This window comes from Providencia sp. UF-224 (assembly GCF_058245955.1).
Genome location: NZ_JBSICC010000014.1, coordinates 32,606 through 58,673, shown reverse-complemented (window position 1 = coordinate 58,673; position 26,068 = coordinate 32,606). Strand labels below are relative to the sequence as shown.

Sequence of the window (26,068 nt, the reverse complement as noted above, 5' to 3'; positions counted from 1 at the left end):
ATGAAAACCAAACGTGTTAACCCCTCTATTTTTCTTATCGTTTATTTAGCGGCATTGATAGCTGTGATGCCGAAGAGTTTTGCGATGGTAAATCAGCAAAACACGGATATCAATCAGCTCACCCCTCAGCTCTGTATTGTTATTAATGCATTGGATTTAAGGGGCATAGAGCGGCTGCCCAAGATTAAATCTAAACAAATAAAAACATGGCGTGGAATGATTGAAGGCCAATGTATGACTCAGCCTGAGTTACTTACCTATGCTGATTATATAAATACAGAACTCATTCAAGCTGGTTATTTGACCTCTTATTTATCTTATCCCGCACAAGCATTATTTTTGGGTCGTTTGCAGGCAGAAGTCATTACAGGGACAATTTCGAATATTCACTACCAGGGAGTGACCAATATTCTTCCTTTCGAAATTGGTGATGTTCTCAATTTACGACATATTGAACAGGGTTTGTACAATCTACAAAATGCAGCTTGGGTTCCTTATCATATTGATTTAGTGCCTGATAGTTTGGATCCTCAGGCGACTGAAATTGTTGTTGTTGGCGGGGTTACACGCGACCAAAGAGGCGTGCTGTCAATTGAGTCTCGTCCTTTTGATGAACAACCTAAGGCTATCATCTCCCATGATGCTATTTTTGCTAATCCATTACAGATAAATGACCTACTTTATTTAAATGTAAATCATTCTTTAGGTTCTTCGAAAAGAAATAAACGACAAGCCATCGCGCTTGGTTATTCGGCGCCATACCGCTATTGGTTGCTTTCTATTTATAGCCATTATCAAAATTACCAAACAAAGATACCAATTAATGGTATCGCACTGGATATGCAGCAACGTCTGCGAGCATTATTACTCACCTCTCAATATATTCTTAATCGCACTGAAAATAGCGTTACTTCATTCAGTATTAGCTCGCAAATTCAAACCCTTGATACTTTTTTAGCTGGGCAACGGTTGATGACGCAAAGGCGGTTAGTGAGTTATCTGTCTGGTGAGTTTGTTTACCAGCAGGTTTTTTCACAAGGTCAAGTGACAGCATCTTTGGGATATAAGCAAGGGAATAGTTGGTTTGGTGCCAATGCAGTTCAAATCACGGGGCTAGAACGTCCTCAGATTTACCAGTTATCATTTTCATCAGCTTGGGGAAGTGCCCCAATTTATTATCAGAATAGTGTCGATATCCAATTGAGCCGTTCTAAACTCGATGCTCTGTTAGAGCGAGACACTTTTATTGGAAACGGTGGTATACAGGGCTTTTCAAGCTCCGATAATATTGAGATGGGAGACAATAGCTTAAAGCTGCACAATGAGGTTAGTTGGGACATGCCATGGAAATTCATTCAGTTATACAGTTCGATTGGGATGGGAGTAACGGGAAATAATAGAGCAACATTTTGGCGAAAAAATGCCGTATTGGGCTGCAAGGCTGGCGTGAGGGGCACTATAAAAGCAATTAATTATCATGCTTTCATTGAGGTGCCTATTTGGCAGGCCAATCAGGTTGTTGCGAATAACCTTCATTCAGGTTTCCAAGCCAGTATAAGTTATTAATCAATAGCTTCGCAGTAGTATGAGAGAGCGTGTTGAGCGTCTTAGCCAATTGTAGCTTTTAACAACAATATTATAGAATTTTATGCATACAGCCTAATTGATTAAAAAGAACGGATAAAAATTATTTTATTCTTTAAGTTATCAGTTGGTTAAAATTATGTTTAGTGTGAGCAGGCGAATGTTTTTAATATGGATAAAAAATAAACTAAATAATAACATGCTAAAATAATTTCAATCCTCATTTCCTTTAGTGTTTTATTTCAGCAGCTGTTGGATAAAACGCTATATTCGTTCAGTAATTCAGCACTTAATCACAAATATAAAAATAAATAATCTAAGCATAAAACACTAATCAACACTAACAATATGGTTATAACGCCTACTAATTGCTCTGCTCATTGATATTTTAGCCTAAGTTAGCATGCTAATTGTTTCTAATATGTTACGAGATTTGTATGTTCTACGTCAATGTGACTATTGACGAAGTGGGTGACAGTTGATTAATTGCTCAATGAATAACAAAAAATACAGATACTACTTCTGTCATTTTAATGACGGGGTTAGTCATCGAGCAAAAACAACATGAACACCACAGGAGCATACAGATGCGCTCTATTAAAAAAACAGGTCTACTTTCCGTAGGATTAACGCTCGCAGCATTAGCGGTGTCGGCATCAGTACAAGCTAAAACATTAGTATACTGTTCAGAAGGTTCGCCAGAAGGCTTTAACCCTCAATTATTTACGTCGGGCACAACATACGATGCAAGCTCAATTCCACTGTATAACCGTTTAGTCGAGTTTAAATTAGGCACTACTGAGATTGAGCCAGGCTTAGCTGAAAGCTGGGAAGTGAGTGATGACGGTAAAGTGTATACCTTCCATCTGCGCAAAGGCGTGAAATGGCACTCAAACAAAGAATTTAAACCAACCCGCGACCTTAATGCGGATGACGTAATTTACACTTTCATGCGTCAAAAAGATGCAAACCACCCATACCATAAAGTGTCTGGCGGTAGCTATGAATACTTCATGGGGATGGACATGGATAAAATTATCGACAAAGTTGAGAAAGTCGATGATAACACTGTGAAAATTACACTGACTCGCCCAGAATCACCATTCTTAGCGGATATGGCAATGGACTTCGCTTCCATCCTGTCTGCGGAATATGCTGACCAAATGTTGAAAGCGGGTACACCAGAAAAAGTTGACTTAAACCCTATCGGTACAGGTCCTTTTGTTCTGCAACAGTACCAAAAAGACTCCCGTATTCTGTACAAAGCTAATGACCAATATTGGGGAACTAAGCCAAAACTTGAGCGTTTAGTGTTCTCAATCACGCCTGATGCGTCTGTGCGTTATGCGAAGCTGCAAAAAAATGAATGCCAAGTTATGCCGTATCCAAACCCAGCTGACTTAGAGCGCATGAAACAAGATAAAGACATTACCTTGTTAGAGCAGCCTGGTCTGAACGTGGGTTACCTCTCTTATAACGTAGAGAAAAAACCACTGGATAACCAAAAAGTTCGCCAAGCACTGTCAATGGCAGTGAATAAAGATGCAATCATCGAAGCGGTTTACCAAGGCGCAGGCCAAAAAGCGAAAAACCTGATCCCACCAACCATGTGGGGCTACAACGATGCAGTGAAGGATTACGAATATAATCCTGAAAAAGCCAAAGCATTGTTAGCAGAAGCAGGCTTCCCGAATGGTTTTGAAATTGACCTGTGGGCGATGCCAGTTCAACGCCCATATAACCCAAATGCACGTCGCATGGCAGAAATGATCCAAGCAGACTGGTCAAAAATTGGTGTGAAATCAAAAGTTGTTAGCTATGAGTGGGGTGAATACCTCAAGCGTGCTAAAGACGGTGAGCCACAAACGGTCATGATGGGTTGGACGGGTGATAATGGGGACCCAGACAACTTCTTTGCCACATTATTTAGCTGCGCTGCGAAAAAACAAGGCTCTAACTACTCCAAGTGGTGTAACGAAAGCTTTGAAAACCTGATCCAGCCTGCTCGTATGACGGCAGATCATAACAAACGTGTTGAACTGTACAAACAAGCACAAGTCGTCATGCATGATCAAGCGCCAGCGCTGATCATTGCTCACTCAACCGTGTTTGAACCAGTGCGTAAAGAAGTGAAAGGCTATGTGGTTGATCCACTAGGTAAACACCACTTCGAAAACGTCGACATCGAGAAGTAATCGCATCTAATCTGTCTATGCCCTTCGTTGCTGGTTTGGAACGAAGGGCGTTTTCTTCTTTAAAGAAGCAGAGAAGTTCAGTTGTTTGTGAGCACCCGGAAAAGAAATTTTCTGAGTAGCCAAACGGACTAAGAGCCGTCAACGGCATTATTAAAGAGATTCAGGATATGCTGCAATTTATCCTCCGACGATTGGGGCTTGTGATCCCCACGTTTATCGGTATTACATTACTCACATTTGCTTTTGTTCACATGATCCCGGGCGATCCCGTTATGATCATGGCGGGCGAAAGAGGGTTATCCCCTGAGAGACACGCCTATTTAATGGCTGAATTAGGGCTCGATCAGCCACTTTGGAAACAATATCTACATTATATCAACGGCATATTTCATGGCGATTTAGGGATTTCCCTGAAAAGTCGTATTGGTGTTTGGGAAGAATTTGTCCCACGCTTTTTAGCGACCGTTGAATTAGCCACCTGCGCCATGATTTTTGCGATTTCGGTGGGGATCCCTGTCGGGGTATTAGCCGCAGTTAAGCGCGGGTCGATTTTTGATCACACCGCCATTGGCCTTTCCTTAACGGGTTACTCAATGCCAATCTTCTGGTGGGGGATCATGCTCATCATGTTAGTGTCGGTACAGCTTGACCTAACGCCTGTTGCAGGGCGGGTGAGTGACACGGTATTCCTTGATGATTCTCAGCCACTCACGGGTTTTATGCTTATTGATACCCTAATTTGGGGTGAGAGCGGCGATTTTATCGATGCGTTAGAACACCTTATCTTGCCATCCATTGTACTGGGGACGATCCCATTAGCGGTGATTGTGCGAATGACGCGTTCGTCAATGCTGGAAGTATTAGGTGAAGACTACATCCGTACTGCGAGAGCAAAAGGTTTAGGTCGTGCGCGCGTTATCTTGATTCACGCACTGCGTAACGCCTTGTTGCCGGTCGTCACGGTCATTGGCTTACAGGTTGGGGTTATGTTAGCGGGTGCAATTTTGACCGAAACTATATTCTCATGGCCAGGTCTGGGACGTTGGTTAATCGAAGGGCTGCAACGCCGTGATTACCCTGTAGTTCAAGGTGGTGTGTTGCTTGTCGCCACATTGATTATCTTCGTTAACTTAGTGGTCGACGTGCTGTACGGCATTGTAAACCCAAGAATTCGTCATAAGAAATAAGGAGCGCTAAATGTCTCAATCTACTGAGCCAACCGTTGTCAGCGCCCCGCAGCCGATGACGCCGTTACAAGAATTTTGGCACTATTTTAAACGCAACAAAGGGGCCGTTGCTGGGATGTTTTATATCGTCCTGATGGTGCTAATCGCAATTTTTGCAGGAGTTCTTGCTCCTCACGCCCCAGATGAACAATTCCGCGACTTTTTACTTGCGCCACCAGTTTGGCAAGAGGGCGGAACGTGGCAATTTATTTTAGGCACCGATGACGTTGGGCGTGATTTATTATCCCGCTTGATGTATGGCGCACGTTTATCCCTGTTAGTAGGCTGTCTTGTGGTCGTGCTTTCGCTGATCATGGGGGTAACAATTGGTGTAATTGCAGGTTATTTCGGTGGTGTCGTTGATGCGCTGATCATGCGTGTTGTCGATATCATGTTGGCGTTGCCAAGCCTGCTATTAGCCTTAGTGCTGGTGGCCATTTTTGGCCCATCCATTGTGAATGCATCTATTGCACTGACATTCGTGGCATTGCCTCACTATATCCGTTTGACGCGAGCGGCGGTGTTGGTTGAAGTGAACCGCGATTACGTGACGGCTTCGCGTGTTGCGGGTGCAGGGGCTATTCGCCAGATGTTTGTCAATATTTTACCTAACTGCTTAGCGCCTCTGATTGTTCAGGCATCGTTAGGGTTTTCGAATGCTATTTTAGATATGGCTGCTTTGGGTTTCCTCGGCATGGGGGCTCAGCCTCCAACGCCAGAGTGGGGAACAATGCTGTCTGATGTGTTGCAGTTTGCACAGAGCGCATGGTGGGTTGTGACGTTCCCGGGATTAGCAATTTTATTAACTGTATTAGCGTTTAACCTGATGGGCGATGGTTTACGTGATGCATTTGATCCAAAACTCAAGCAGTGATGAGGTAATCTAATGGCACTGTTAAATGTAGAACAACTTTCGGTACATTTCGGCGACGAAAAAGCACCGTTTCGCGCTGTTGACCGCATCAGCTATAGTGTTGAAAAAGGCCAAGTCGTCGGTATCGTCGGTGAATCAGGTTCAGGAAAATCGGTGAGTTCCTTAGCTATTATGGGGTTAATTGACTATCCCGGAAAAGTGATGGCGGACTCATTAAAGTTCGATGGTCGCGATTTATTGTCTATCCCTGAAAAAGAGCGTCGGCAAATTGTCGGTGCCGATGTCGCGATGATTTTCCAAGACCCGATGACCAGTTTGAACCCGTGCTTTACGGTGGGTTATCAAATTATGGAAGCGCTTAAGGTCCACCAAGGTGGCAACAGAGGTACCCGTAAGCAGCGTGCGATTGACCTCCTTGATATGGTGGGCATTCCTGATCCCGAGTCGCGTTTGGATGTATACCCGCACCAGCTATCAGGTGGGATGAGCCAACGGGTAATGATTGCGATGGCGATTGCATGCCGCCCTAAATTGTTGATTGCGGATGAGCCGACAACTGCGCTGGATGTGACTATTCAGGCACAAATTATTGAATTATTGTTGGAATTACAGCAACAAGAAAATATGGCTCTCGTACTTATCACCCATGACCTCGCGTTAGTTGCGGAAGCGGCTCACCACATTATCGTGATGTATGCAGGGCAAGTGGTTGAATCAGCAAAAGCGAGTGATATTTTTAAACACCCTCGTCACCCTTATACGCAAGCGCTATTACGTGCGCTCCCTGAATTTGCGATGAATAAATCACGTTTAGCTTCACTCCCCGGCGTGGTTCCCGGCAAATATGACAGGCCAACAGGTTGCTTGCTCAATCCCCGTTGCCCGTACGCTACAGAGAAATGCCGCCAAGAAGAGCCAATGTTACAGACCGTTGGTGATCGCCAAGTTAAATGCCATATGCCGCTGGATGATATGGGGAGGCCAACACTATGAGTGACAAACATGCAGCGCCACTGCTAAAAGCCGTGGACTTGAAAAAGTACTATTCCGTTAAAAAAGGTGTGTTTGGTGCAGAAAAAACACTAAAAGCACTGGATGGTGTTTCATTTGAACTTGAAAGGGGCAAAACATTAGCCGTTGTGGGTGAGTCGGGTTGTGGCAAATCCACATTAGGTCGCTTGCTGACGATGATTGAGCAACCTTCAGATGGCGAGTTGTATTACCAAGACCAAAACCTGTTAGTTAAAGATAAAGCAGCTGAAAAGCTACGCCGCCAAAAAATTCAAATTGTTTTCCAAAACCCGTATGGGTCTTTGAATCCACGTAAAAAAGTGGGACAAATTTTGGAAGAGCCATTAGTGATTAATACATCGCTTTCGAAAGAAGAGCGGAAAGAAAAAGTATTATCGATGATGGCTAAAGTCGGTTTGAAAACAGAACATTATAGCCGTTATCCACATATGTTCTCCGGCGGTCAGCGCCAACGTATAGCAATCGCACGTGGCTTGATGCTTGACCCTGATATTGTGGTCGCTGATGAACCTGTCTCTGCGCTGGATGTTTCTGTGCGTGCGCAAGTATTAAACCTAATGATGGACTTGCAACAGGACTTAGGTTTGTCTTATGTGTTTATTTCCCATGACTTATCGGTGGTAGAGCACATTGCGGATGAGGTCATGGTGATGTATTTGGGGCGTTGCGTTGAAAAAGGGACGAAAGAGCAGATTTTTAACAATCCCCTGCATCCTTATACACAAGCGTTACTTTCCGCAACGCCAAGGTTGAACCCTGATTCACGCCGTGAACGCATTAAATTAACGGGGGAATTACCAAGCCCGTTGAACCCGCCGCCAGGCTGTGCTTTTGCTGCACGCTGCCATCGTGCATTTGGTCAATGTACACAATTTCAGCCTACACTGAAAGAGTATGATCAACAGCTTGTCGCGTGTTTTGCTGTTGATGAGGACGAAAAACAAACAGTTGTTGTAAGTTAACCTTTTGAATGGCAGAAAGTCTTTCTTTCTGCCATTTTATTTGTGGAGTTAGTGTTTAATTCTCTTCAGACTATCGCTTATCCTAAATATCCAATCTTTCTTTTTAAATTGCTCTTTTGCAGATAAAATCAAGTATACTGACAGATGTTTTTCGTTCTTATTAAAAAGCGGCTTGATTAGGAAGGTTGTGGCCAAATGAACACGCGAGTCCAACGCTCACTAACATTAAAAAGTATGGTTGCATTTTTTGCGATTACATTACTCTCACTTGCGCTTTTTTTAGCTATTCAATTCAGCTACTTACTAGAACAGCGTAAGCAGGATTACTTAGGTCAGCTCAGTAATGCTGTTGTACAAATTCAAAAACCATTAACAGATTCTCTGCTAAGCTCAGATCTTAACGAAGCGAAAAGGTTGCTTGTGAGCTTAAAAACCTCCGGCATTATGGGTAAAGCGATTGTCACGGTTGATAACGCAACTGTTATGAATTTAAGTTTTGCGACGCCGAAGCCGATACCTGAATGGGCAGAGTATATTGTGGGTATTCCTGTGGAAATGACAGTGCCATTATATGCCTATGGTAATGTTGCGCTACAGGCTAAGCCTCAAGGCTATTTAACGTTACAGGTTGATTCAAACCGTGTTTATCGGTTTGCATTAAATACCCTTGCTCTTATGACGACCACCTATTTGTTGTTGGTGCTCATTATTGCAATTGGGATGACATGGTGCGTCAGCAGGATGATTGTGAGGCCATTGCGTAAAATAGCCATTGAATTACAGACGAACGAATCCGTTAATCAGGTGGCGGTATCTCACTACCATCACGATGATGAGCTCGGTTTATTGGCAAAAGGTTATAATCGTCAAAGAAAACAACAAAATTCAGACTAAGCCATGAACATGCTCTCAGCTTTATGGTCTAATATCGTTAGAGTGGTGACAATGACAGATTGGATAAAGCCATACGGTATCGTTTAACCCAGTAAGTTCACGTTTTTCGTTAATTTATTCGTCGTAATTTGCGGTTAAATATAAAGATATAAAACACATAGGGGTTTACATGCAGGGCTTGAAAGTTCGGTATATTATCAGTGTTGTATTACTGTCAGTGGCGCAATTCGCGCAAGCTGAACCGTTGCAACCCGATCCAGCATGGCAGCAAGGAAAGCTAGAAAATGGCTTTAGCTGGCAATTATTACAAACACCACAGCGTCCGAATGACCGTATTCAGCTCAGGTTAGCCATCAAAACAGGTTCATTATCCGAAAAAGCGAGCGAAAAAGGCTATAGCTATTTAATCCCTAAAATGGCGTTGTTTCACCAAACAGAAGCATTTCCAGCCGCTACTTTACAAGAATTTTGGCGTCAGGCAACTGACCCTGATATGCCTATTCCCCCTGCCGTGGTCTCTTATGACTACACGATTTACAGCTTAAGTTTACCAAACAACCGCCCTGATTTAATTAAACAGGCGCTGAGTTGGCTGTCGACGTCAGTGGCAGGTGCAACATACACTGAAACTGCGTTGCACAATGGGCTAGAAGCACAAAATGTGCCTGTTGCAACGCTGCCATTAAATGCAAATGATCCAGTTTGGCGTGCGCGTTTGAAAGGATCTGCTATGATGGGCTATGACCCAGGCCAGAAGCCAAATGGAAATGTTGATCTTGCCGGTGTGAATGATTTTTACCAAAAATGGTATACCCCAGATGTGATGACGCTATATGTAGCAGGGCACGTGGATTCACGGATGCTATCCGATACAATCTCACAAACGTTCTCAGGGCTGCAAGGCAGACGTTCAGAACCGGTTTCTGTCGCGGTGTTATCTACCGTTAAACCGCAGTCTATTGATATCCTGCAAGACCAACCTGCGCAAGATACGCTGTCCTTAATTTGGGATATCGATTGGTTACCAATTAATGATTCAAACGTTTTATTACGTTACTGGGCAAGTGATTTAGCGCGTGAAGCGGTTTACCGTACATTGCAAAAATCATTTAACCAAAAATTCAATCAAGATGAGGTCGTTCCGGGTTTAGATTGCCGAGTGCAATACCAAAAGGCCACGTGTACGCTGACAGTAACGGCAGCACCAGAAAAGATGGCAGCAGTTACAGACCTTGTGGCTAGCGAGCTTGCTGCGATTAATCAAAATGGAATCGCCCCTGAATTGTTTGATGAGATGATCAAAGAAAAACAGGTGCAGTTGTCCCAGTTATTTGCCGCGTATGCACGCACCAGTACTGACGTGTTGATTAGCCAACGTTTGATTTCCCAGCAAAATGGCGTTGTGGATATCGCACCAGAGCAATATCAACGCTTAAGACAGGCTTTCTTAGCAGCACAAAGCCTTGACCAAGTGAATATGGAAGCGCGACGTTTGTTGTCCCAAGAGGCCGCTTTTGTTCTCGCACAGCCTAAAGATAAGCAAACCATGGATGCAGAGCAAATTCGCCAGAAATTCAATAAAGTCCTTTGGCCGCAAATCCCTGCAACGCCAGAGTCAACTGAGGTTGCACCTGCAACACCAGCAGCTCAATAATCGACAAAAAGATAGCCTGTGTAAATGCATAGGCTATCTTGTTTCCCGCCAATTATTGTTCAGTGAATAGCGTTTCGATCACGCTAGTCAATGTGGCTCTTGAGTCTTTATCATCCACAAAGCCAGCAGCGCTGGTTTTAGTTGCTGGTGAATAGTAGGCGACAGATCCCCAAAAACCTAAATGTGAATAAAGGGTGATACCGTTAACTTCACTTACCATAATGCCCAAGCGATAGCTCTCGGCACCTTCATGGGAGCCTACGCTTAGCATGGTTTCAAGTGTTTTAGGTGATGCAAAAATTTTTCCTTCAAATAAGGCCTCTAAAAATTGAGCCATTTGTTTTGAGGACATAATCAACCCGCCACCACCATAAACATCCATAGAGGCGTGAATATGTGTCCCTTCGAACTTACCGAGGTATTGTTTTGCCCGTGGCGCTGCACTTTGCGGTGGTTGTTCTAAATATTCCCAGTAAGCACTTTCTAGGCCGATTTTATCAAATTTGAGCAACTCCCTAACAGCTTGCCCAAGGGATTGACCCGTTATTCGCTCAATAATATCGCCGAGTAAAATGTACCCAGTATCTGAATAAATAAAGGACTCAGAAGGGGGGATGAAAGGGAATTGTTTGCGCGCATACATCTCAACCTGCTCAAGGCGGCTCCATTGGTAATCTGGGCGCTTAATCACCTCTTTGAGGTAATCCGCATCCGCGTGGTCAAGTAACCCACTACTGTGGTTGAGCAAATGGCGAACGGTAATTTGCTGGGTATCATATTTTGTGCTCAGCAATACGTTATATTGTGGGTCAATCAGATTGGAGATTGCCTCATCAATATTAATTTTGCCCATTTCAGCTAAACGCAAAATTGCCGCAGCGGTAAAGGTTTTGCTGTTACTGGCAATGCGTAATGGCGTATCGACAGTAAGCGGGGCGTTATCCAGTGATGCACCTCTGGCGCAAAACGTACCAACACTATTTTTCAGTTGATTATGGTAATAGAGAACCACCCCGCAGGATAAGCTTTCCAGTTGTTGGGCTACGTTTGTCATCAAAAGTCCTCATCAGACGGTCAATTGGGAATTTCCCATCTTACCCATTATGCAAAGATGTGATGCACGCTTTAAATGCGCTAAATGCGGGGACATGGTAATTTTCACGATAAATCAACAGTGTGTCACACGTCGTGATTGGAATACGGCCTAATTGTAATGATGAAATTGGCATTGATTCGATGAGCTGTTTCGGTAACAGCGCGACACAACTTCCTGCCGTGACACAAGCAATCATGGCATGGTATGAATTCATTTCTTGAATATTCCAATCCAAGTTTGCGGGGATCCCCAGCCACTGCTCGGCAATGTTGCGATAGCTGCATCCTTGGGTAAATGCGGCGAGTGAACGTGTCTTAATATCCGCATTATTGCTCGCACTTTGGTCATGTTCAGGAAGCAGTAATTGCAGTTCTTCCTGCCAAATAACCTCTGTTTTGATACCCATTTGTGAAAACTGGCTAGGCTCATAGAGCGAAGCTGGTAGGGCAACAAAAGCGCAATCCAGTTTCCCTGTATGCACTTGGTCAAGGAGTGATAGAGAAGACCCTGTACGTAATAATAATCGTGTGTTTGGATTTTGTTGATGGAATTGTGCTAGCGGTAAAGGCAACCGACAAGCGGCTGTGCTTTCCATACTCCCAATACGCAATTGCCCCCCATCTTGGCCGCCACTGATCACATGGCGAGCCTCTTCTTCTAAAGCCAGCAACCGCTGCGCATAATCGAGAAATTGCCTACCTGGTTCAGAAAGTTCCAAGCGCTTATTTTGGCGAATAAAAAGAGACTCACCCAAATCCGCTTCTAACTGTTGGATGCGAGTGGTGATATTTGATGGGACGCGCCCTAAGCGAGTTGCCGCACGGGTAATACTGAGTTCGGCGGCAACAGTGCAAAATATTTTTAGCGATTCAGAGTTCATTTTCTTTTTATGTGAATGTTGTGCTATGTTTCTTCTTTAAATAAGAATATAAAGTGTACCCTGACATTGAGATAAAGGAAAGATAATGAATAACTCAAATGCATTTCTACAGCGATTAGGTTTACGCTATCCAATCATTCAAGCACCGATGGCGGTTGTCTCAACTCCCGCATTGGCTGCTGCGGTTTCAGAGGCGGGTGGTTTAGGTTCACTGGCGCTAGGGGCAAGTTCTGTTGAGCAAGCTCGCCAACTTATTGCACAAACCCAAGCATTAACGGATAACGCTTTCAATGTGAATGTATTTTGCCATCTAACGCCAAAGCGCAGTCAGACGAATGAGCAAGCGTGGGTGGATTATCTATCGCCACAATTCTCCCAATTTAATGCTCAGCCACCTGAACAATTGGGGGAAATCTACCTCTCTTTCCTTGATAACCCCGAGATGTTGGCATTGTTTCTTGAGATGAAACCCCCTGTAGTCAGCTTTCACTTTAATGTGCCATCGGTTGAGGTAATTAATCAGCTAAAAGCGCAGGGGATTTACACCATGGCGGCGGCAACGAATCTGCAAGAAGCTCAGGCGATTGAAAAGGCAGGGATTGATGCGATAGTTGCACAGGGGATTGAAGCGGGCGGGCACCGTGGGATGTTTGATGTACAGGCAGATGATGATGAACTGACGACGCAAGCGTTGGTGAAATTATTGGTACAACATACCCATCTACCTATTATCGCCACGGGCGGTATTATGAATGGCCAAGATGTCAAAGCCGCATTAGACAATGGCGCAGCAGCCGCACAGCTTGGCACCGCATTTTTGTTATGCCCTGAATCTGCAACCAATGCGGGGTATCGTGCCAATTTAAAACAGCAAACCGCAGATAACACGACATTGACGGCGGCAATTTCAGGGCGTCCCGCTCGGGGAATTGTTAACTCGTTTATTAAAACAGGGGCACAGTATGACCTGAGCAAATTGCCAGATTATCCAATCGCCTATGATGTGGGTAAGCAGCTTAATGCCGCCGCAACAAAAGCAGGGAGTGACGAATATGCGGCTCATTGGGCAGGGCAAAATGTCGCGAAGATACGTGAAATGCCAGCCGCTGAACTTGTCGAGACACTGGCTAAAGAATTAGAAGAATAATTTGGTTCAGGGAAATCAGGGGGAAATCCCCCTGAATAAATGGTTAAAGTGTGGCTTCTTGCTGTGAACCTTTAGGTTCGTCTGTCGCAATCCACGCCGCGCAAAATAAGGTTAAGCGAGCAAAGAAGTAGAAGAATGCCATCAGACCCAGTACTGATCCAAATGCAGCGCCGGACGGTGATGACGCCAAATTAGGTAAAATCCATGTCATTACCGATTTAATAATTTCAAAGCCAATTGCGGCTAATAGTGTACCTTTGAATAAGGAACGGCGGCGGTGTTGCATGCGCGGTAGGATCCAAAATATCCATAAAAACAACAGGAAGTTCGCTGTGATGGAAATGCCTAAACCAATTAGCGTCCACGCCGGTTTTAGCCACTCAATGCCATCTAAACCCAGCGTGCTGACGATGGTGGCTTGGGCTGAACCAGCAACGGATGTCAGCGTAATGGTGACAATCAACGCAATTAAGAGGCCAATTAAAGCAAAAAAATCGCGAATGTAGCGGAAAACGATATTTTCTTGCTCATCTTCATTTCGTTCCCAAACAGGCCTTGATTGCGCCAAAATGGCTAATCGCAAGTTATTAACCCAGTTCACTCCAGAATACACGGCTAATGCTAAACCGGTTAAACCGACGGTTGTCCGCTGGCGAATTGCGGTATCAATGGTTCTTTCCAACGTATTGGCAAGGGTAGGGTCGGTAATATTGGCTGAAATGCCCCGTACCAATTTCTCAAGGAGCTCGGGATTGCTGGCTAACACGAAACCCGCAGCCGCAAAGGAGAACATCAATACAGGAATTAATGAGAGAAAAGAGAAGTAAGTAATAGCGGCGCCAAACTGGTTCCCCATGCGGTCAGTAAAGCGCTGCGCGGTACGAATTAAGTGCGCAATAAAAGGGATCGCGGTAATAAAATTCACCACACGCATTGAGAAAGTGAGGGCTTTTTTACTGCCATCGAGGCTTTTTGTCAGTGTCGCTTTCAGTTTGTTGGTTTCTTTTTGTTCGTCTTCCTGCATATCTGACATTGATGTCCCTCTTATTTTTACTGCTAAATTGGTGCAGTATTTCGAGCAATTTGCTGTTTATTAACGATAACCTGCCATTACTATAGCGTAAATTTGGGGATAACTTTACTCCAACGCCTATTTTTCAATGAAAACAGGCATTGAAGTGCGGTTAATAATGAAATGAGAAAGACTAAAGAGCGTCTTTGTAGGTTTGTAATTCTGCTTGTGCTTGTTTCAGTTCTTCTTGCGCTTCGGCTAATTTACGCTCACGTTTTTCGATTTTACTGCGGTCGTTGCCTTTGATTTTTTCTTCTTGTAATTCCGCTTCGCGTTCTTGGACTTTTTCAGTTTTCTCAGCAACCTCTTTTTGGCTATCACGGTATAAAGACTCCGGTGTGCAATAACGATTTACGTTATTTAACGCCTGTTCTAAACCATTAACACGATATTGGTTGCCATGTTGTTTGGCGTATTTAATTTGTTCTTCGATATTTTGTTTTTTTATTTCGCAGCCATTTTGGCTTTTAGCCGCCATTGCTGAAGTGCTAGTAAAAAAAACAGTAGAAATTGCGGTGATGATGAGTAACTTTTTCATTTTTTTTCCCTTAAATGTGTCAAAATTTGTGTTTAGGATAGCGTTTTATCGCAATTAGGTCATGTGGAATTTACTGATTTCATGACTGTGACAATTATGAGCAAATTTCGCTATAATGGCGCACAAGAATCAATACGGCCTATTTTTTATTCAAAAAGGCGCTCTTTTACGCATTTATTTAATAGTAACCACAATGGTGGTTAGTGTTGAATTTCCTCAGGAAATAAACGTTACATGTTAAGTTATCGTCATAGCTTTCACGCAGGCAACCATGCTGATGTGTTAAAACACACAGTACAGAGCTTGATCATCGAATCTCTGAAAGAGAAAGAAAAACCGTTTTTATATTTAGATACGCACTCAGGAGCGGGTCGTTATCAATTAACGGGTGAACATGCAGAAAAAACTGGTGAATACCTCGACGGAATTGCACGTATTTGGGAGCAGCCGGATTTACCTGAAGAATTACTGCCGTATATGAATATCGTGCGTCGCCTTAATGACGGCGGGCGTTTACGTTATTATCCGGGTTCGCCGTTATTAGCCAAATTTTTATTACGCGAACACGATAAACTGGTATTAACCGAATTACACACCAGCGACTATCCTTTATTACGTGGTGAGTTTTTGAAAGATAGGCGTGCGCAAGTTTCACGGGAAGATGGCTATCAACAGTTGAAATCCAAATTACCTCCGCACAGCCGTCGTGGTTTTGCTTTGATGGATCCGCCCTATGAGATGAAATCAGATTATGAAGCGGTCGTGAAAGCGGTTGCGGAAGGGTATAAACGCTTCGCAACGGGTACTTATGCGATTTGGTACCCAGTGGTATTGCGCCAGCAAATTAAGCGCATGGTCAACCAATTAGAAGCGACAGGCATTCGTAAAATTCTACAAATTGAGTTAGCGGTGCGTCCTGACAGTGACCAACGTGGTATGACGGCATCAGGAATGATTGTGATCAATCCGCCTTGGAAACTCGAGCAGCAAATGAAAAATGTGCTGCCATGGTTGCACAAAACACTGGTTCCAGAAGGAACAGGGCATACCTTAGTTGAGTGGATTGTGCCTGAGTAATTCACCTAATTAATAGGTCATACCAATTGAAATAACTGGTATGGCCTATCGTAAATCGCTATTTATCTCATGACAATGGATAGCGATCTGCGAGAAAATGAACAAATAAGTCATTCAATAAATGGGAATAACCAAATTATGAGCAAACATTACGACTATATTGCAATTGGTGGCGGAAGCGGTGGTATTGCATCGATGAACCGTGCGGCGATGTATGGACAAAAATGTGCCTTAATTGAGGCGAAAGCATTAGGCGGAACATGCGTTAACGTCGGCTGTGTACCGAAAAAAGTGATGTGGCATGCGGCGCAGATTTCAGAAGCCATTCGCAACTATGGCCCTGATTATGGTTTCGACACAACCATCAACCGTTTTGATTGGAAAACCTTAATTGAGAGTCGTACTGCTTATATTGATCGTATTCACCAATCCTATGACCGCGTATTAGGGAATAATAAAGTGGATGTGATCAGCGGTTTTGCTCGTTTTGTCGATGCGCATACTGTTGAAGTGAATGGCGAAACTTATACTGCTGATCATATTTTGATTGCAACAGGTGGCCGCCCTGTGATCCCAGAGATTCCAGGGGCAGAGCATGGCATGACGTCTGATGGCTTCTTCGAGTTGGCGGATTTACCAAAACGCGTGGCGGTGGTTGGCGCAGGTTATATTGCGGTTGAGCTGGCGGGTGTGTTAAACGGTTTAGGGGCTGAGGCACATTTATTTGTTCGCAAGCATGCACCACTGCGTTCATTCGACCCACTGATTGTCGAAACGCTGGTGGAAGTGATGAACACCGAAGGGCCAAAACTGCACACTGAGTCGGTGCCAAAAGAAGTGGTGAAAAATGCGGATGGTTCATTAACGTTGAAATTAGAAAATGGCCATGAACAAATTGTTGATGCCTTAATCTGGGCTATTGGTCGTGAGCCAATGACAGATAACCTGAATCTTGAAGTAACGGGTGTTGCATTAAACGAGAAAGGCTACATCAAGGTTGATAAATACCAAAACACCAACGTTGCAGGTGTTTACGCAGTGGGTGATAACACAGGTGCTGTGGAATTAACGCCAGTTGCAGTCGCTGCTGGTCGTCGTTTATCTGAGCGCTTATTTAATAACAAGCCAGATGAGCACTTAGATTACAGCAACATCCCAACCGTTGTATTCTCTCATCCACCCATTGGCACTGTCGGTTTAACCGAGCCAGAAGCGGTTGAAAAATACGGTGCGAATAACGTGAAAAGCTATAAATCATCGTTTACAGCGATGTATACCGCGGTCACCTCTCATCGCCAGCCTTGCCGCATGAAGCTTGTTTGTGTCGGTGAAGATGAAAAAATTGTCGGGATTCATGGTATTGGTTTCGGTATGGATGAAATTCTTCAAGGTTTTGCGGTCGCATTAAAAATGGGCGCAACCAAGAAAGACTTCGATAATACTGTAGCAATCCACCCAACAGCAGCGGAAGAGTTTGTGACGATGCGTTAAGTTTGGGTATCGAGAATTGAAGGCTAAGCTCTGATGAGCTTAGCTTTTTTTGACATTATTTTTCCAGCAGCTCTGCAATTGCAGGAATAGTGGATAAACTTTTCATGTAAGTTTTCATTGCTGGAGTGGCTTCCATAATTTGGTATCTGACTAAAAACATCACAAATGCACCGACATACACATCCACAGCCGTAAATTGCTCACCACAAATAAACGGTTTAGCGCTGTTTAAACCGACTTCTAAGCAAGCCATTGTGCGTTCAACAGAACCAAAACCAGATGATTTTTGCTGTTCTTCGTTTAATTGAATGTCTAAATTACTGATGGTAAAGGCAGATTCAATTGGGCCCGCCGTAAAAAAGAACCAGCGATAATAATCACCACGCTTTGGGTCATTCAATGCAGGTGCTAAGCCTTTTTCAATAAACTTGTCTGCTAAATAAGTACAAATCGCCGCAGTTTCTGTCACAACGGTATCACCATCAACTAGCGCAGGTACTTTTGCCATTGGGTTAATTGCGAGGTATTCAGCAGTATGCATGTCTGCACCATAACCTAACTCAATGCGTTTGTAAGGCACATCTAAGATTTTTAATAATAAATCGACAGTATTGCCGCGTGACATTGAATTAGTAAACAGGACGAGTTCGCTCATGGTTATTCCCTTATATGAAGTTGAGTGCTTACTATAAGAGAGGGCAGTGTCAGAAATTGTCAGGAGACACACATAGCACTTCTTTTTGCCAGCGTGTTAATAAATATTCCTTTGGATACGGTAGTTTATCAGAAAGTGCAAAGTACGATTGAATCCGATCCAAGCGAAAATGACGGTAGCTTTCTCGTAATTCACACCACGCCGCTAAGACTTGGGAGTCCTTCATATAGCCAATCGCAATCGGCCAAATGATTCGTTCGGTTGGTTGGTTTTGCGCATCAAGGTAAGTCATTTTGGCTTTACACTCTTTTCGCAAACTTGAGCGTAAATCCTTAGCAACCTTATCATTGATATCATAATAATGTGTTGTAGGCGCAAATAAGGTATTTTGATTGAGGATTTTCTGGGCATTCCCGGCTACTACAGCATTGATTTTGCTGATCGCCCGTATTGCAGAGTTTTTTAGCTCACTATCCGCATTACTTTTTACCCAACGTAACCCTAAAATTAAGGCTTCCAATTCATTTTCGTCAAAGGCAAGCGGCGGTAATAACAACCCTGTTTTTAATTGGTAACCGATGCCCGCTTCCCCAACAATTTCAGCCCCTTGGTCGCGCAAAGACTCAATATCCCGATAGATGGAACGGACACTCACCTCAAGTTGTGAAGCCAGCGTTTCTGCCTTAATCGGATAACGGTTTTCTTTGAGAATTTGTAATAAGGTTAGTAAGCGTTGGGTACGAGTCATAAATTTTTGCTTATTTTTTAATTTAGCAGCGCCTATTTGAGTCGCAAATAGGCGCTGTGTAGGGGTTATTTACTTTTTTGCCACCAAGAGACAATGTAATCTGCCACTTGTTCTGGGTTATTGATATCGAGCTGCGGGACTTGCGTATCAATAATTTCATTGCTGGCGACAGCGACCACATAGTTATCGATCAGGCCATTCAGTGGCTTTCCAACCTCGGAGCGAAATAAAGCAATTTTATCGATCGTCTCATGTTTAAACCCTTCAACGAGGATCAGATCTAAAGACGCGGGATCAAAACGGCTCGCTAAATAATATAGGTCCATCTCTTTGACTTCGGGTGTTTCTGTCATTAGCGCCCAGCGTTTTTCACTGGCGACTAGTGTTTGGTCAGCGCCTGCTTTGCGTAATTCAAAGCTGTCCTTGCCTGGTTTATCCACTTCCATATCATGGTGAGTGTGTTTGATTAAACCGACTCTTACGTTACGTTGTCTAAGTAACGGTATGACTTTTTTTAATAAGGTGGTTTTACCGGTACCACTGTAGGCGGTAATTCCGAGTAGGGGTAGAGTATTTTGCTTCATGGCTATTTTTGTTGTAACTCCCAGTTACGGCTATCTTCTGGTGTATTCAAATTAGCGAATGACCCAGTTTCTGACGAGAATATGATGCCTTTTGCATTGATTTCCTGCATAAAGAGCATCAGTTTGCGATCACCTCTGGCGAGATAATCATCAAGTTGTGACCGAAGGCTGCGGTGTAATAGGGCGAAAGTTGGGTGCTCGCGTTCTGCATCTTGCGCATAACAGGCTAAATGCTGCCCCTTTTCCATGAACATTTTTTCCGCTAAATTCAAGGGGAACGAAGGCACATCACAAGGCACGAATAACAGCCAATCGCTTTTTGCATGGTGAAGTGCGGCCTGCATCCCCGCTAAAGGGCCTGAAAAATCCGTATTTAAATCTGTAATAACTGTCAATTGGCTTTGACAATATTCATCTTGATTGCGGTTGGCATTAATCATCACTTGGTTAACTTGGGGGGATAAGCGCGCAAGGATATATTGGTATAAAGGTTTACCTAACAAAGGAACTAAGCCTTTATCTTGCCCACCCATACGTGTTCCCCGGCCACCTGCTAGTATGACCCCTGTAATTGACTGTCGAAATGACATATTCAATATCCTTGAATATCTTCAAGAAAATGTTTCAACTTACCTGTAAACACTTTCGCGTATAGTAATTGCTAAAATTTATTCTATTTTGCTATAAAATCAATGAATATTCGTACGTATTGGCGCTAAACTTTACGTAGATTGACAACAGTTCGCTTTTTCTCTTGTATGATTATTGATAACTTGTATCGAATATTCGTGATAAAGGAATAAACATGAAATGCCATCGCTTAAATGAAGTCATTGAGCTTCTGCACCCTGTTTGGAAAGATAACTCAGATTTAAACCTTGTTGAATTATTGCAGAAACTTGCTGATGAAGCGGGCTTTAAAGGCAGCTTATCTGAATTAACGGATGATGTATTGATTTATCATCTGAAAATGCGTGGCACAGACAGTAACGATGCAATCCCCGGCCTGAAAAAAGATTATGAAGATGATTTTAAAACAGCGATTTTGCGTGCTCGTGGGATCATAAAAGACTAAATCATGGATGAAATAGAACATTCGAATTTCCATTTTAGTGGAATTTCACCGGATTTGATTTTAGACGCGCTCATGGAAGCGGGGATTTACCTAGAATCAGGGCTGACAGAACTCAATAGTTACGAAAACCGTGTTTTCCAGTTCCAAGACGAAAATCGCCAACGTTATGTGGTGAAGTTTTATCGGCCTGAGCGTTGGAATCGCTCGCAAATTCAAGAAGAACATGATTTTACATTAGAGTTACATGATGAAGGGTTGCCCGTTGCTGCCCCTCTTGAGTTTGCTGGGCAAACGGTATTGGAGTTTGGTGGCTTTATGTTTGCTGTTTTTCCGAGTATCGGTGGGCGGCAATATGAAACAGATAACTTATTTCAGCTTGAAAGTGTCGGGCATTTATTAGGGCGCATTCACCAAATTGGGCAACGCAAAAACTTTGCATTTCGTCCGACAATGGGTGTGGATGAATATCTTGATAAGCCGCGCGATATTATTGTATCAAGCTCGTTGTTGAAAGAACGCGACAAAGAGCCATTTATTGAATCGTTAGATAAGCTGATTGCGCAGGTCAAACTGCAATGGCCAACAACGTTATCCACCTTGCGACTGCAGGGGGATTGCCATCCGGGCAATATCTTGTGGCGTGATGAGGCGTGGATGGTGGATTTCGATGATGCGCGAAATGGCCCTGCGATTCAGGATTTATGGATGCTGCTTAATGGTTCACGCCAAGAGCAAGTCATTCAATTAGATACGCTATTAGAAACTTATAATGAGTTTTCTGATTTTGATGTAAAACAGCTAAAGCTGATTGAACCGCTTAGGGCGATGCGCATGGTTCACTATCTCGGGTGGATTATTCGTCGTTGGCAAGACCCCGCGTTTCCTCGGGCGTTTTCGTGGCTACAAGCTGATGATTTTTGGCAAAAGCAATCCATTGAGTTTGCGCAGCAAATTGAACGGTTGCAGGATGCTCCTTTGCAATTAACCCCGCAGTTTTAACATTTAAGTCTTTGTTTTTGGAGAATGTAGTCTATGAAAAAAATTATGTTGGCTTTGCTTGGTATTGCCATGTCTTTTGGTGCCGCAGCGGCAAATTACACGGAAGGTAAAGAGTATACCGATGTTAAACCTGTGCAAAACCTGCCACAAGTTTTAGAGTTTTTCTCTTTTTACTGCCCGCACTGTTACCAGTTTGAAAGTGTGTATAAAGTGCCACAAACGGTAGAAGCAAATTTACCGGAAGGCGTAAAAATGGAACGTTATCACGTTGATTTCTTAGGGCCTTTAGGTGCAGATTTAACTCAAGCATGGGCAGTTGCTATCGTACTGAAAGCGGAAGATAAAGTGACGCCAATTCTGTTTGAAGGCATCCAAAAAACGCAAACTATCAATAGCAAAGCCGATATCCGTAATGCTTTCATCAAAGCGGGTATCTCTGGTGATGAGTATGATGCAGCGCTAAATAGCTTCGTGGTTAAATCTGTCGTGGCAAAACAGCAAAATGCGGCTCAAGATTTAAAACTACGCGGCGTGCCAGCATTATTTGTTGACGGCAAATACCAAGTCCGTAACAACGGTATTTCTGCTGATAAAGCAGAAGACTATGGCAAAGAGTTTTCCAATGTGGTGAATTTCTTAGTGAATAAAAAGTAAGTCTTCTTGATGGTGGCAAATCTTGCCACCATCAGGTTATTTCTCTTTGTGACTGAATCAATATCCACAATTCGACTACTCCCTTCATCTTGTGTTAAATCAAAATATTTCTTAGCTAACTCATTGATTTTAAATTCTTGTTTTTATATGCAAACAACCTCTTTCTTATTGAATTCAATCAATAACATAAATATATACACATGGTTATCCACAGGATATTCCCTTGCGTAGCGTGATTAATCATGATGTGAATAATCACTCCCTTGGCTTGTATTGGTGATCATTTGTTTGAAATTAGTCTCGATTTCAACAGAATTTCGGTGAAGGCTTGACGTAATGTAAAACTTGGGATGTATCCGAAGCCACATTATGGCATCCTATGGCTCTTCATTCCCGATTAACAAGATGATGACAGACTATGGCTCAGATTGCAGAAAACCCCCTTATTTTGGTTGATGGTTCTTCCTACCTATACCGTGCTTATCATGCATTCCCTCCACTGACAAACAGTGCAGGCGAGCCTACAGGTGCCATGTATGGCGTGCTCAACATGCTGCGTAGCCTAGTGTTACAATATAAGCCTAGCCATGTCGCGGTTGTCTTCGATGCGAAGGGAAAAACGTTTCGTGATGAATTATTCGAAAGTTATAAATCTCACCGTCCACCGATGCCGGATGATTTACGGGCACAAATAGCACCATTGCATGAAATGGTTGAGGCGATGGGGTTACCATTGCTAGTCGTTTCAGGGGTAGAGGCTGATGATGTTATCGGGACTTTAGCTCGTGAGGCTAGCCGTAAAGGTATGCCTGTTCTGATCAGCACAGGTGATAAAGATATGGCGCAATTGGTTGAGCCAAATATCACACTAATCAATACCATGAACAATACCATCTTAGGCCCTGATGAGGTCAAAGATAAGTACGGAGTTCCTCCTGAACTGATTATTGATTTCCTCGCATTGATGGGTGACTCGTCAGATAACATTCCGGGTGTCCCCGGTGTTGGTGAAAAAACGGCATTAGCGCTGTTACAAGGTATTGGTAGCTTAGAAGCCATTTACAACGACCTTGATGCTATCGCCCCATTAGGTTTTAGAGGCTCAAAAACCCTAGCCCCTAAAATGGCGGAAAACCGTGAGCTTGCCTTTTTATCTTACCAACTTGCGACGATCAAAACCGATGTTGAGTTAGATAAAAAATGTGAGGAATTAAAAGTCACTGAGATTGATGCAGATAAGCTTCACCAGTTATTTAGCCGCTATGAATTTAAACGTTGGTTAGCGGATGTTGAAAACGGCTCTTGGATGGATGGCAAAGGTTCCAGCACTAAAGCTGCTCCGACGCCTGCAACGGCAACAGTGAAAGCCGCAGTGCCTGCAACGCCAACACTCAGTGCTGAAAACTACCAAACTATTTTAGAAAAAGCCGATTTAGACCGCTGGGTTGAAAAACTGAGCACAGCCTCTTTATTTGCTTTTGATACCGAAACTGACAGTTTAGATACGCAAGAAGCGCGTTTGGTTGGTATGTCCTTTGCTATTGAAGCAGGGCATGCCGCCTATTTACCTTTAGGTCATGATTACCTTGATGCGCCTGTTCAGTTACCTCTGGATGAGGTTCTTCAGGTAATGAAACCGATCCTTGAGAATGAAAAAATCCTCAAAATTGGTCAAAACCTAAAATATGACGCCGAAGTTTTAGAGAACTATGATATTGAACTCAAAGGCATTGGTTATGACACCATGCTGGAGTCTTATGTGCTAAATAGCGTGGCAGGCATGGGGCGCCATGATATGGATAGCCTTGCAGACCGCCACCTTAACCATAAAACGGTCAGTTTCGAAGAGATTGCGGGTAAAGGTAAAAAACAGCTGACATTTAACCAAATCGCGTTAGAAGAAGCGGCAAATTATGCAGCGGAAGACGCTGATGTCACCTTGCTGTTGCATCAAGCGCTTTATCCGCAGGTAGAAGCTGAGCCAAAACTGAAGCACATTTTTGAAAATATCGAAATGCCACTGGTGCCGGTGTTAGTCCGTATGGAGCGCAAAGGGGTATTAATTAATGCAGCGACATTGGCAGCACAATCCAAAGTGATCACGGCGCGGTTAGCTGAATTAGAAAAAGAAGCGTTTGAGCTGGCAGGTGAAGAGTTCAACCTTGCATCACCAAAACAGTTGCAGACAATCTTATTTGAAAAATTGCAATTACCCGTGATTAAGAAAACACCAAGTGGTGCGGCCTCAACGAATGAAGAAGTGCTGGAAGAGTTGGCACTTAACCATGCACTGCCTAAATTGCTTTTAGAGCACAGAAGCTTAGCCAAATTGAAATCGACCTACACGGATAAGCTACCACTGATGATTAGCCCGCGTACTGGCCGTGTTCATACTTCGTATCATCAAGCAGTAACCGCAACGGGGCGTCTATCTTCACGGGATCCAAACTTACAAAATATCCCAGTGAGAACAGAAGAAGGGCGCCGAATTCGCCAAGCGTTTGTGGCGCGTGACGGTTATAAGGTTATGGCGGCGGACTATTCGCAAATCGAATTACGCATTATGGCGCATTTATCACAGGATAAAGGCTTACTCACCGCGTTCGCAGAAGGGAAAGATATCCACAAAGCAACGGCGGCCGAGGTATTTGGTGTTCCTCTTGATGAAGTCACGAGCGATCAACGCCGTAGTGCAAAAGCGATTAACTTTGGTTTGATTTACGGTATGAGTGCATTTGGTTTAGCGCGCCAGTTAGGCATCCCTCGTGGTGAAGCGCAGCGTTATATGGATTTATATTTCGAACGTTATCCAGGTGTTTTACGTTACATGGAAAATACACGTGTGCAGGCATCTGAACAGGGTTATGTTGAGACGCTAGAAGGGCGTAGATTGTATTTAGCGGATATTAAATCCAGCAATGGTATGCGCCGTAAGGCGGCAGAGCGTGAAGCGATCAATGCCCCAATGCAAGGTACTGCTGCGGATATCATCAAAAAAGCGATGATCGCTGTTGATAACTGGCTGCAAACGGAAAAGCCAGAAGCAGATATGTTAATGCAAGTACACGATGAATTGGTTTTTGAGGTCAAAGAGTCTGAGTTAGAGCGCGTTCAAGCACAGGTTCAAGCCTTGATGGAGCAAAGCTTAAAGTTGGATGTACCACTTAAAGTGGAAGTCGGTATTGGTGATAACTGGGATGAAGCCCACTAACCATTGATTGCATGATTTAATGAAGCGCCTAATGAAATTTTATTAGGCGCTTTTTTTATGAATACGTTTCGGGTAATTATGCGTCTGGTATTATTGACTGTAAATTGAACATAACTCCTCGATAATTCACTGAATTTAACTTGAAAAATAAAAAAATAAACGACATTTTTATGCGACTTGGCTCTCATAAATATGTAATAAAAATACGATTTTTTATCTTTATTTTAATATATAGGTAGCTGAATCGATATAAGCTTTGAAAAAAAACTACAAAAAGACTTTTTTTCGAACGAAAAATAAAGTACATTAATAGGCGTAGGGTACAGAGGTAAGATGTTCTATCTTTCAGACCTTTTACTTCACGTAATCGGATTTAGCTGAATATTAGCTGCTCCAGTCAAAGTTTTTGACTGGAGCATT

Annotated in this window: 24 protein-coding genes; 16 read left to right on the top strand and 8 right to left on the bottom strand. The window is 43.4% G+C overall.

The annotated features are described in order from the left end of the window. The 8 genes from AC4IFO_RS14325 to AC4IFO_RS14290 all read left to right on the top strand — a co-directional run bounded on the left by AC4IFO_RS14325 (position 1) and on the right by AC4IFO_RS14290 (position 10,421). Complete coding sequence (locus tag AC4IFO_RS14325) at positions 1-1,566, top strand: ShlB/FhaC/HecB family hemolysin secretion/activation protein (RefSeq protein ID WP_490735315.1); 1,566 nt, start codon at positions 1-3, stop codon at positions 1,564-1,566. A gap of 605 nt (positions 1,567-2,171) precedes the next feature. After that, on the top strand, positions 2,172-3,779 hold the full coding sequence (dppA, locus tag AC4IFO_RS14320; RefSeq protein ID WP_219245412.1) for a dipeptide ABC transporter periplasmic-binding protein DppA: 1,608 nt from the start codon (positions 2,172-2,174) through the stop codon (positions 3,777-3,779). A gap of 167 nt (positions 3,780-3,946) precedes the next feature. Beyond that, on the top strand, positions 3,947-4,966 hold the full coding sequence (dppB, locus tag AC4IFO_RS14315) for a dipeptide ABC transporter permease DppB (protein WP_219245413.1): 1,020 nt from the start codon (positions 3,947-3,949) through the stop codon (positions 4,964-4,966). A 10-nt stretch (positions 4,967-4,976) separates the two neighbouring features. Continuing rightward, the gene (dppC, locus tag AC4IFO_RS14310) at positions 4,977-5,879 is read left to right on the top strand and encodes a dipeptide ABC transporter permease DppC (protein ID WP_219245414.1); all 903 of its coding nucleotides are present in this window, start codon (positions 4,977-4,979) and stop codon (positions 5,877-5,879) included. A 12-nt stretch (positions 5,880-5,891) separates the two neighbouring features. Next, positions 5,892-6,872 (top strand): dipeptide ABC transporter ATP-binding protein, encoded by a 981-nt coding sequence (gene dppD, locus AC4IFO_RS14305; RefSeq protein ID WP_490735312.1) that lies wholly within the window; start codon positions 5,892-5,894, stop codon positions 6,870-6,872. Then, entirely contained in the window at positions 6,869-7,873 is a 1,005-nt protein-coding gene (gene dppF / locus AC4IFO_RS14300) for a dipeptide ABC transporter ATP-binding subunit DppF (protein WP_490735310.1), read from the top strand. Before dppD ends, dppF begins: the two co-directional genes overlap by 4 nt. 195 nt (positions 7,874-8,068) lie before the next feature. After that, complete coding sequence (locus AC4IFO_RS14295) at positions 8,069-8,767, top strand: HAMP domain-containing protein (RefSeq protein WP_490735307.1); 699 nt, start codon at positions 8,069-8,071, stop codon at positions 8,765-8,767. A gap of 169 nt (positions 8,768-8,936) precedes the next feature. Beyond that, positions 8,937-10,421 (top strand): M16 family metallopeptidase, encoded by a 1,485-nt coding sequence (locus tag AC4IFO_RS14290; protein WP_490735305.1) that lies wholly within the window; start codon positions 8,937-8,939, stop codon positions 10,419-10,421. Between the two features lie 52 nt (positions 10,422-10,473). On the opposite strand, the gene AC4IFO_RS14285 is transcribed toward AC4IFO_RS14290, so the two are convergent. Then, positions 10,474-11,475, bottom strand: coding sequence for a serine hydrolase domain-containing protein (locus AC4IFO_RS14285; RefSeq protein WP_490735303.1), 1,002 nt, complete (start codon positions 11,473-11,475; stop codon positions 10,474-10,476). A gap of 40 nt (positions 11,476-11,515) precedes the next feature. Beyond that, a complete protein-coding gene (locus tag AC4IFO_RS14280) occupies positions 11,516-12,397 on the bottom strand; it encodes a LysR family transcriptional regulator (RefSeq protein ID WP_490735301.1) in 882 nt (293 codons plus the stop codon). Positions 12,398-12,482: 85 nt separating this feature from the next. Here AC4IFO_RS14280 and AC4IFO_RS14275 point away from each other — a divergent pair, with 85 nt between their 5' ends. Continuing rightward, positions 12,483-13,544, top strand: coding sequence for an NAD(P)H-dependent flavin oxidoreductase (locus AC4IFO_RS14275; RefSeq protein WP_490735299.1), 1,062 nt, complete (start codon positions 12,483-12,485; stop codon positions 13,542-13,544). A 43-nt stretch (positions 13,545-13,587) separates the two neighbouring features. Here AC4IFO_RS14275 and yhjD read toward each other — a convergent pair whose 3' ends face one another. Together yhjD and AC4IFO_RS14265 are read right to left on the bottom strand one after the other, a co-directional pair. Then, entirely contained in the window at positions 13,588-14,577 is a 990-nt protein-coding gene (gene yhjD, locus AC4IFO_RS14270) for an inner membrane protein YhjD (RefSeq protein WP_490735297.1), read from the bottom strand. A 172-nt stretch (positions 14,578-14,749) separates the two neighbouring features. Further along, the gene (locus AC4IFO_RS14265) at positions 14,750-15,154 is read right to left on the bottom strand and encodes a DUF1090 family protein (RefSeq protein ID WP_490735295.1); all 405 of its coding nucleotides are present in this window, start codon (positions 15,152-15,154) and stop codon (positions 14,750-14,752) included. A 234-nt stretch (positions 15,155-15,388) separates the two neighbouring features. On the opposite strand from AC4IFO_RS14265, the gene AC4IFO_RS14260 reads away from it, so the two are divergent. After that, positions 15,389-16,231 (top strand): 23S rRNA (adenine(2030)-N(6))-methyltransferase RlmJ, encoded by an 843-nt coding sequence (locus AC4IFO_RS14260; protein WP_206084834.1) that lies wholly within the window; start codon positions 15,389-15,391, stop codon positions 16,229-16,231. Positions 16,232-16,369: 138 nt separating this feature from the next. After that, positions 16,370-17,722 (top strand): glutathione-disulfide reductase, encoded by a 1,353-nt coding sequence (gene gorA, locus AC4IFO_RS14255; protein WP_490735292.1) that lies wholly within the window; start codon positions 16,370-16,372, stop codon positions 17,720-17,722. 55 nt (positions 17,723-17,777) lie between these two features. Here gorA and AC4IFO_RS14250 read toward each other — a convergent pair whose 3' ends face one another. The 4 genes from AC4IFO_RS14250 to mobA form a co-directional block, all read right to left on the bottom strand. Then, positions 17,778-18,377, bottom strand: coding sequence for a glutathione S-transferase family protein (locus AC4IFO_RS14250; RefSeq protein WP_490735290.1), 600 nt, complete (start codon positions 18,375-18,377; stop codon positions 17,778-17,780). A 49-nt stretch (positions 18,378-18,426) separates the two neighbouring features. Then, positions 18,427-19,125 (bottom strand): helix-turn-helix transcriptional regulator, encoded by a 699-nt coding sequence (locus AC4IFO_RS14245; RefSeq protein WP_490735288.1) that lies wholly within the window; start codon positions 19,123-19,125, stop codon positions 18,427-18,429. Positions 19,126-19,190: 65 nt separating this feature from the next. After that, positions 19,191-19,709 (bottom strand): molybdopterin-guanine dinucleotide biosynthesis protein MobB, encoded by a 519-nt coding sequence (gene mobB, locus AC4IFO_RS14240; RefSeq protein WP_490735286.1) that lies wholly within the window; start codon positions 19,707-19,709, stop codon positions 19,191-19,193. Between the two features lie 2 nt (positions 19,710-19,711). Then, the gene (gene mobA / locus AC4IFO_RS14235; protein WP_490735284.1) at positions 19,712-20,299 is read right to left on the bottom strand and encodes a molybdenum cofactor guanylyltransferase MobA; all 588 of its coding nucleotides are present in this window, start codon (positions 20,297-20,299) and stop codon (positions 19,712-19,714) included. Positions 20,300-20,514: 215 nt separating this feature from the next. On the opposite strand from mobA, the gene AC4IFO_RS14230 reads away from it, so the two are divergent. From AC4IFO_RS14230 to spfP, 5 genes are all read left to right on the top strand, one after another. Continuing rightward, a complete protein-coding gene (locus AC4IFO_RS14230) occupies positions 20,515-20,784 on the top strand; it encodes a YihD family protein (protein WP_353244004.1) in 270 nt (89 codons plus the stop codon). A gap of 3 nt (positions 20,785-20,787) precedes the next feature. Next, positions 20,788-21,783, top strand: a complete 996-nt coding sequence (locus tag AC4IFO_RS14225; protein WP_490735281.1) for a serine/threonine protein kinase — start codon at positions 20,788-20,790, stop codon at positions 21,781-21,783. A 33-nt stretch (positions 21,784-21,816) separates the two neighbouring features. After that, entirely contained in the window at positions 21,817-22,437 is a 621-nt protein-coding gene (gene dsbA, locus AC4IFO_RS14220) for a thiol:disulfide interchange protein DsbA (protein ID WP_206084827.1), read from the top strand. A 418-nt stretch (positions 22,438-22,855) separates the two neighbouring features. Continuing rightward, the gene (gene polA, locus AC4IFO_RS14215; protein ID WP_490735278.1) at positions 22,856-25,648 is read left to right on the top strand and encodes a DNA polymerase I; all 2,793 of its coding nucleotides are present in this window, start codon (positions 22,856-22,858) and stop codon (positions 25,646-25,648) included. Positions 25,649-25,981: 333 nt separating this feature from the next. Beyond that, the gene (gene spfP, locus AC4IFO_RS14210; RefSeq protein ID WP_438361642.1) at positions 25,982-26,029 is read left to right on the top strand and encodes a small protein SpfP; all 48 of its coding nucleotides are present in this window, start codon (positions 25,982-25,984) and stop codon (positions 26,027-26,029) included. Positions 26,030-26,068: the final 39 nt, after the last annotated feature.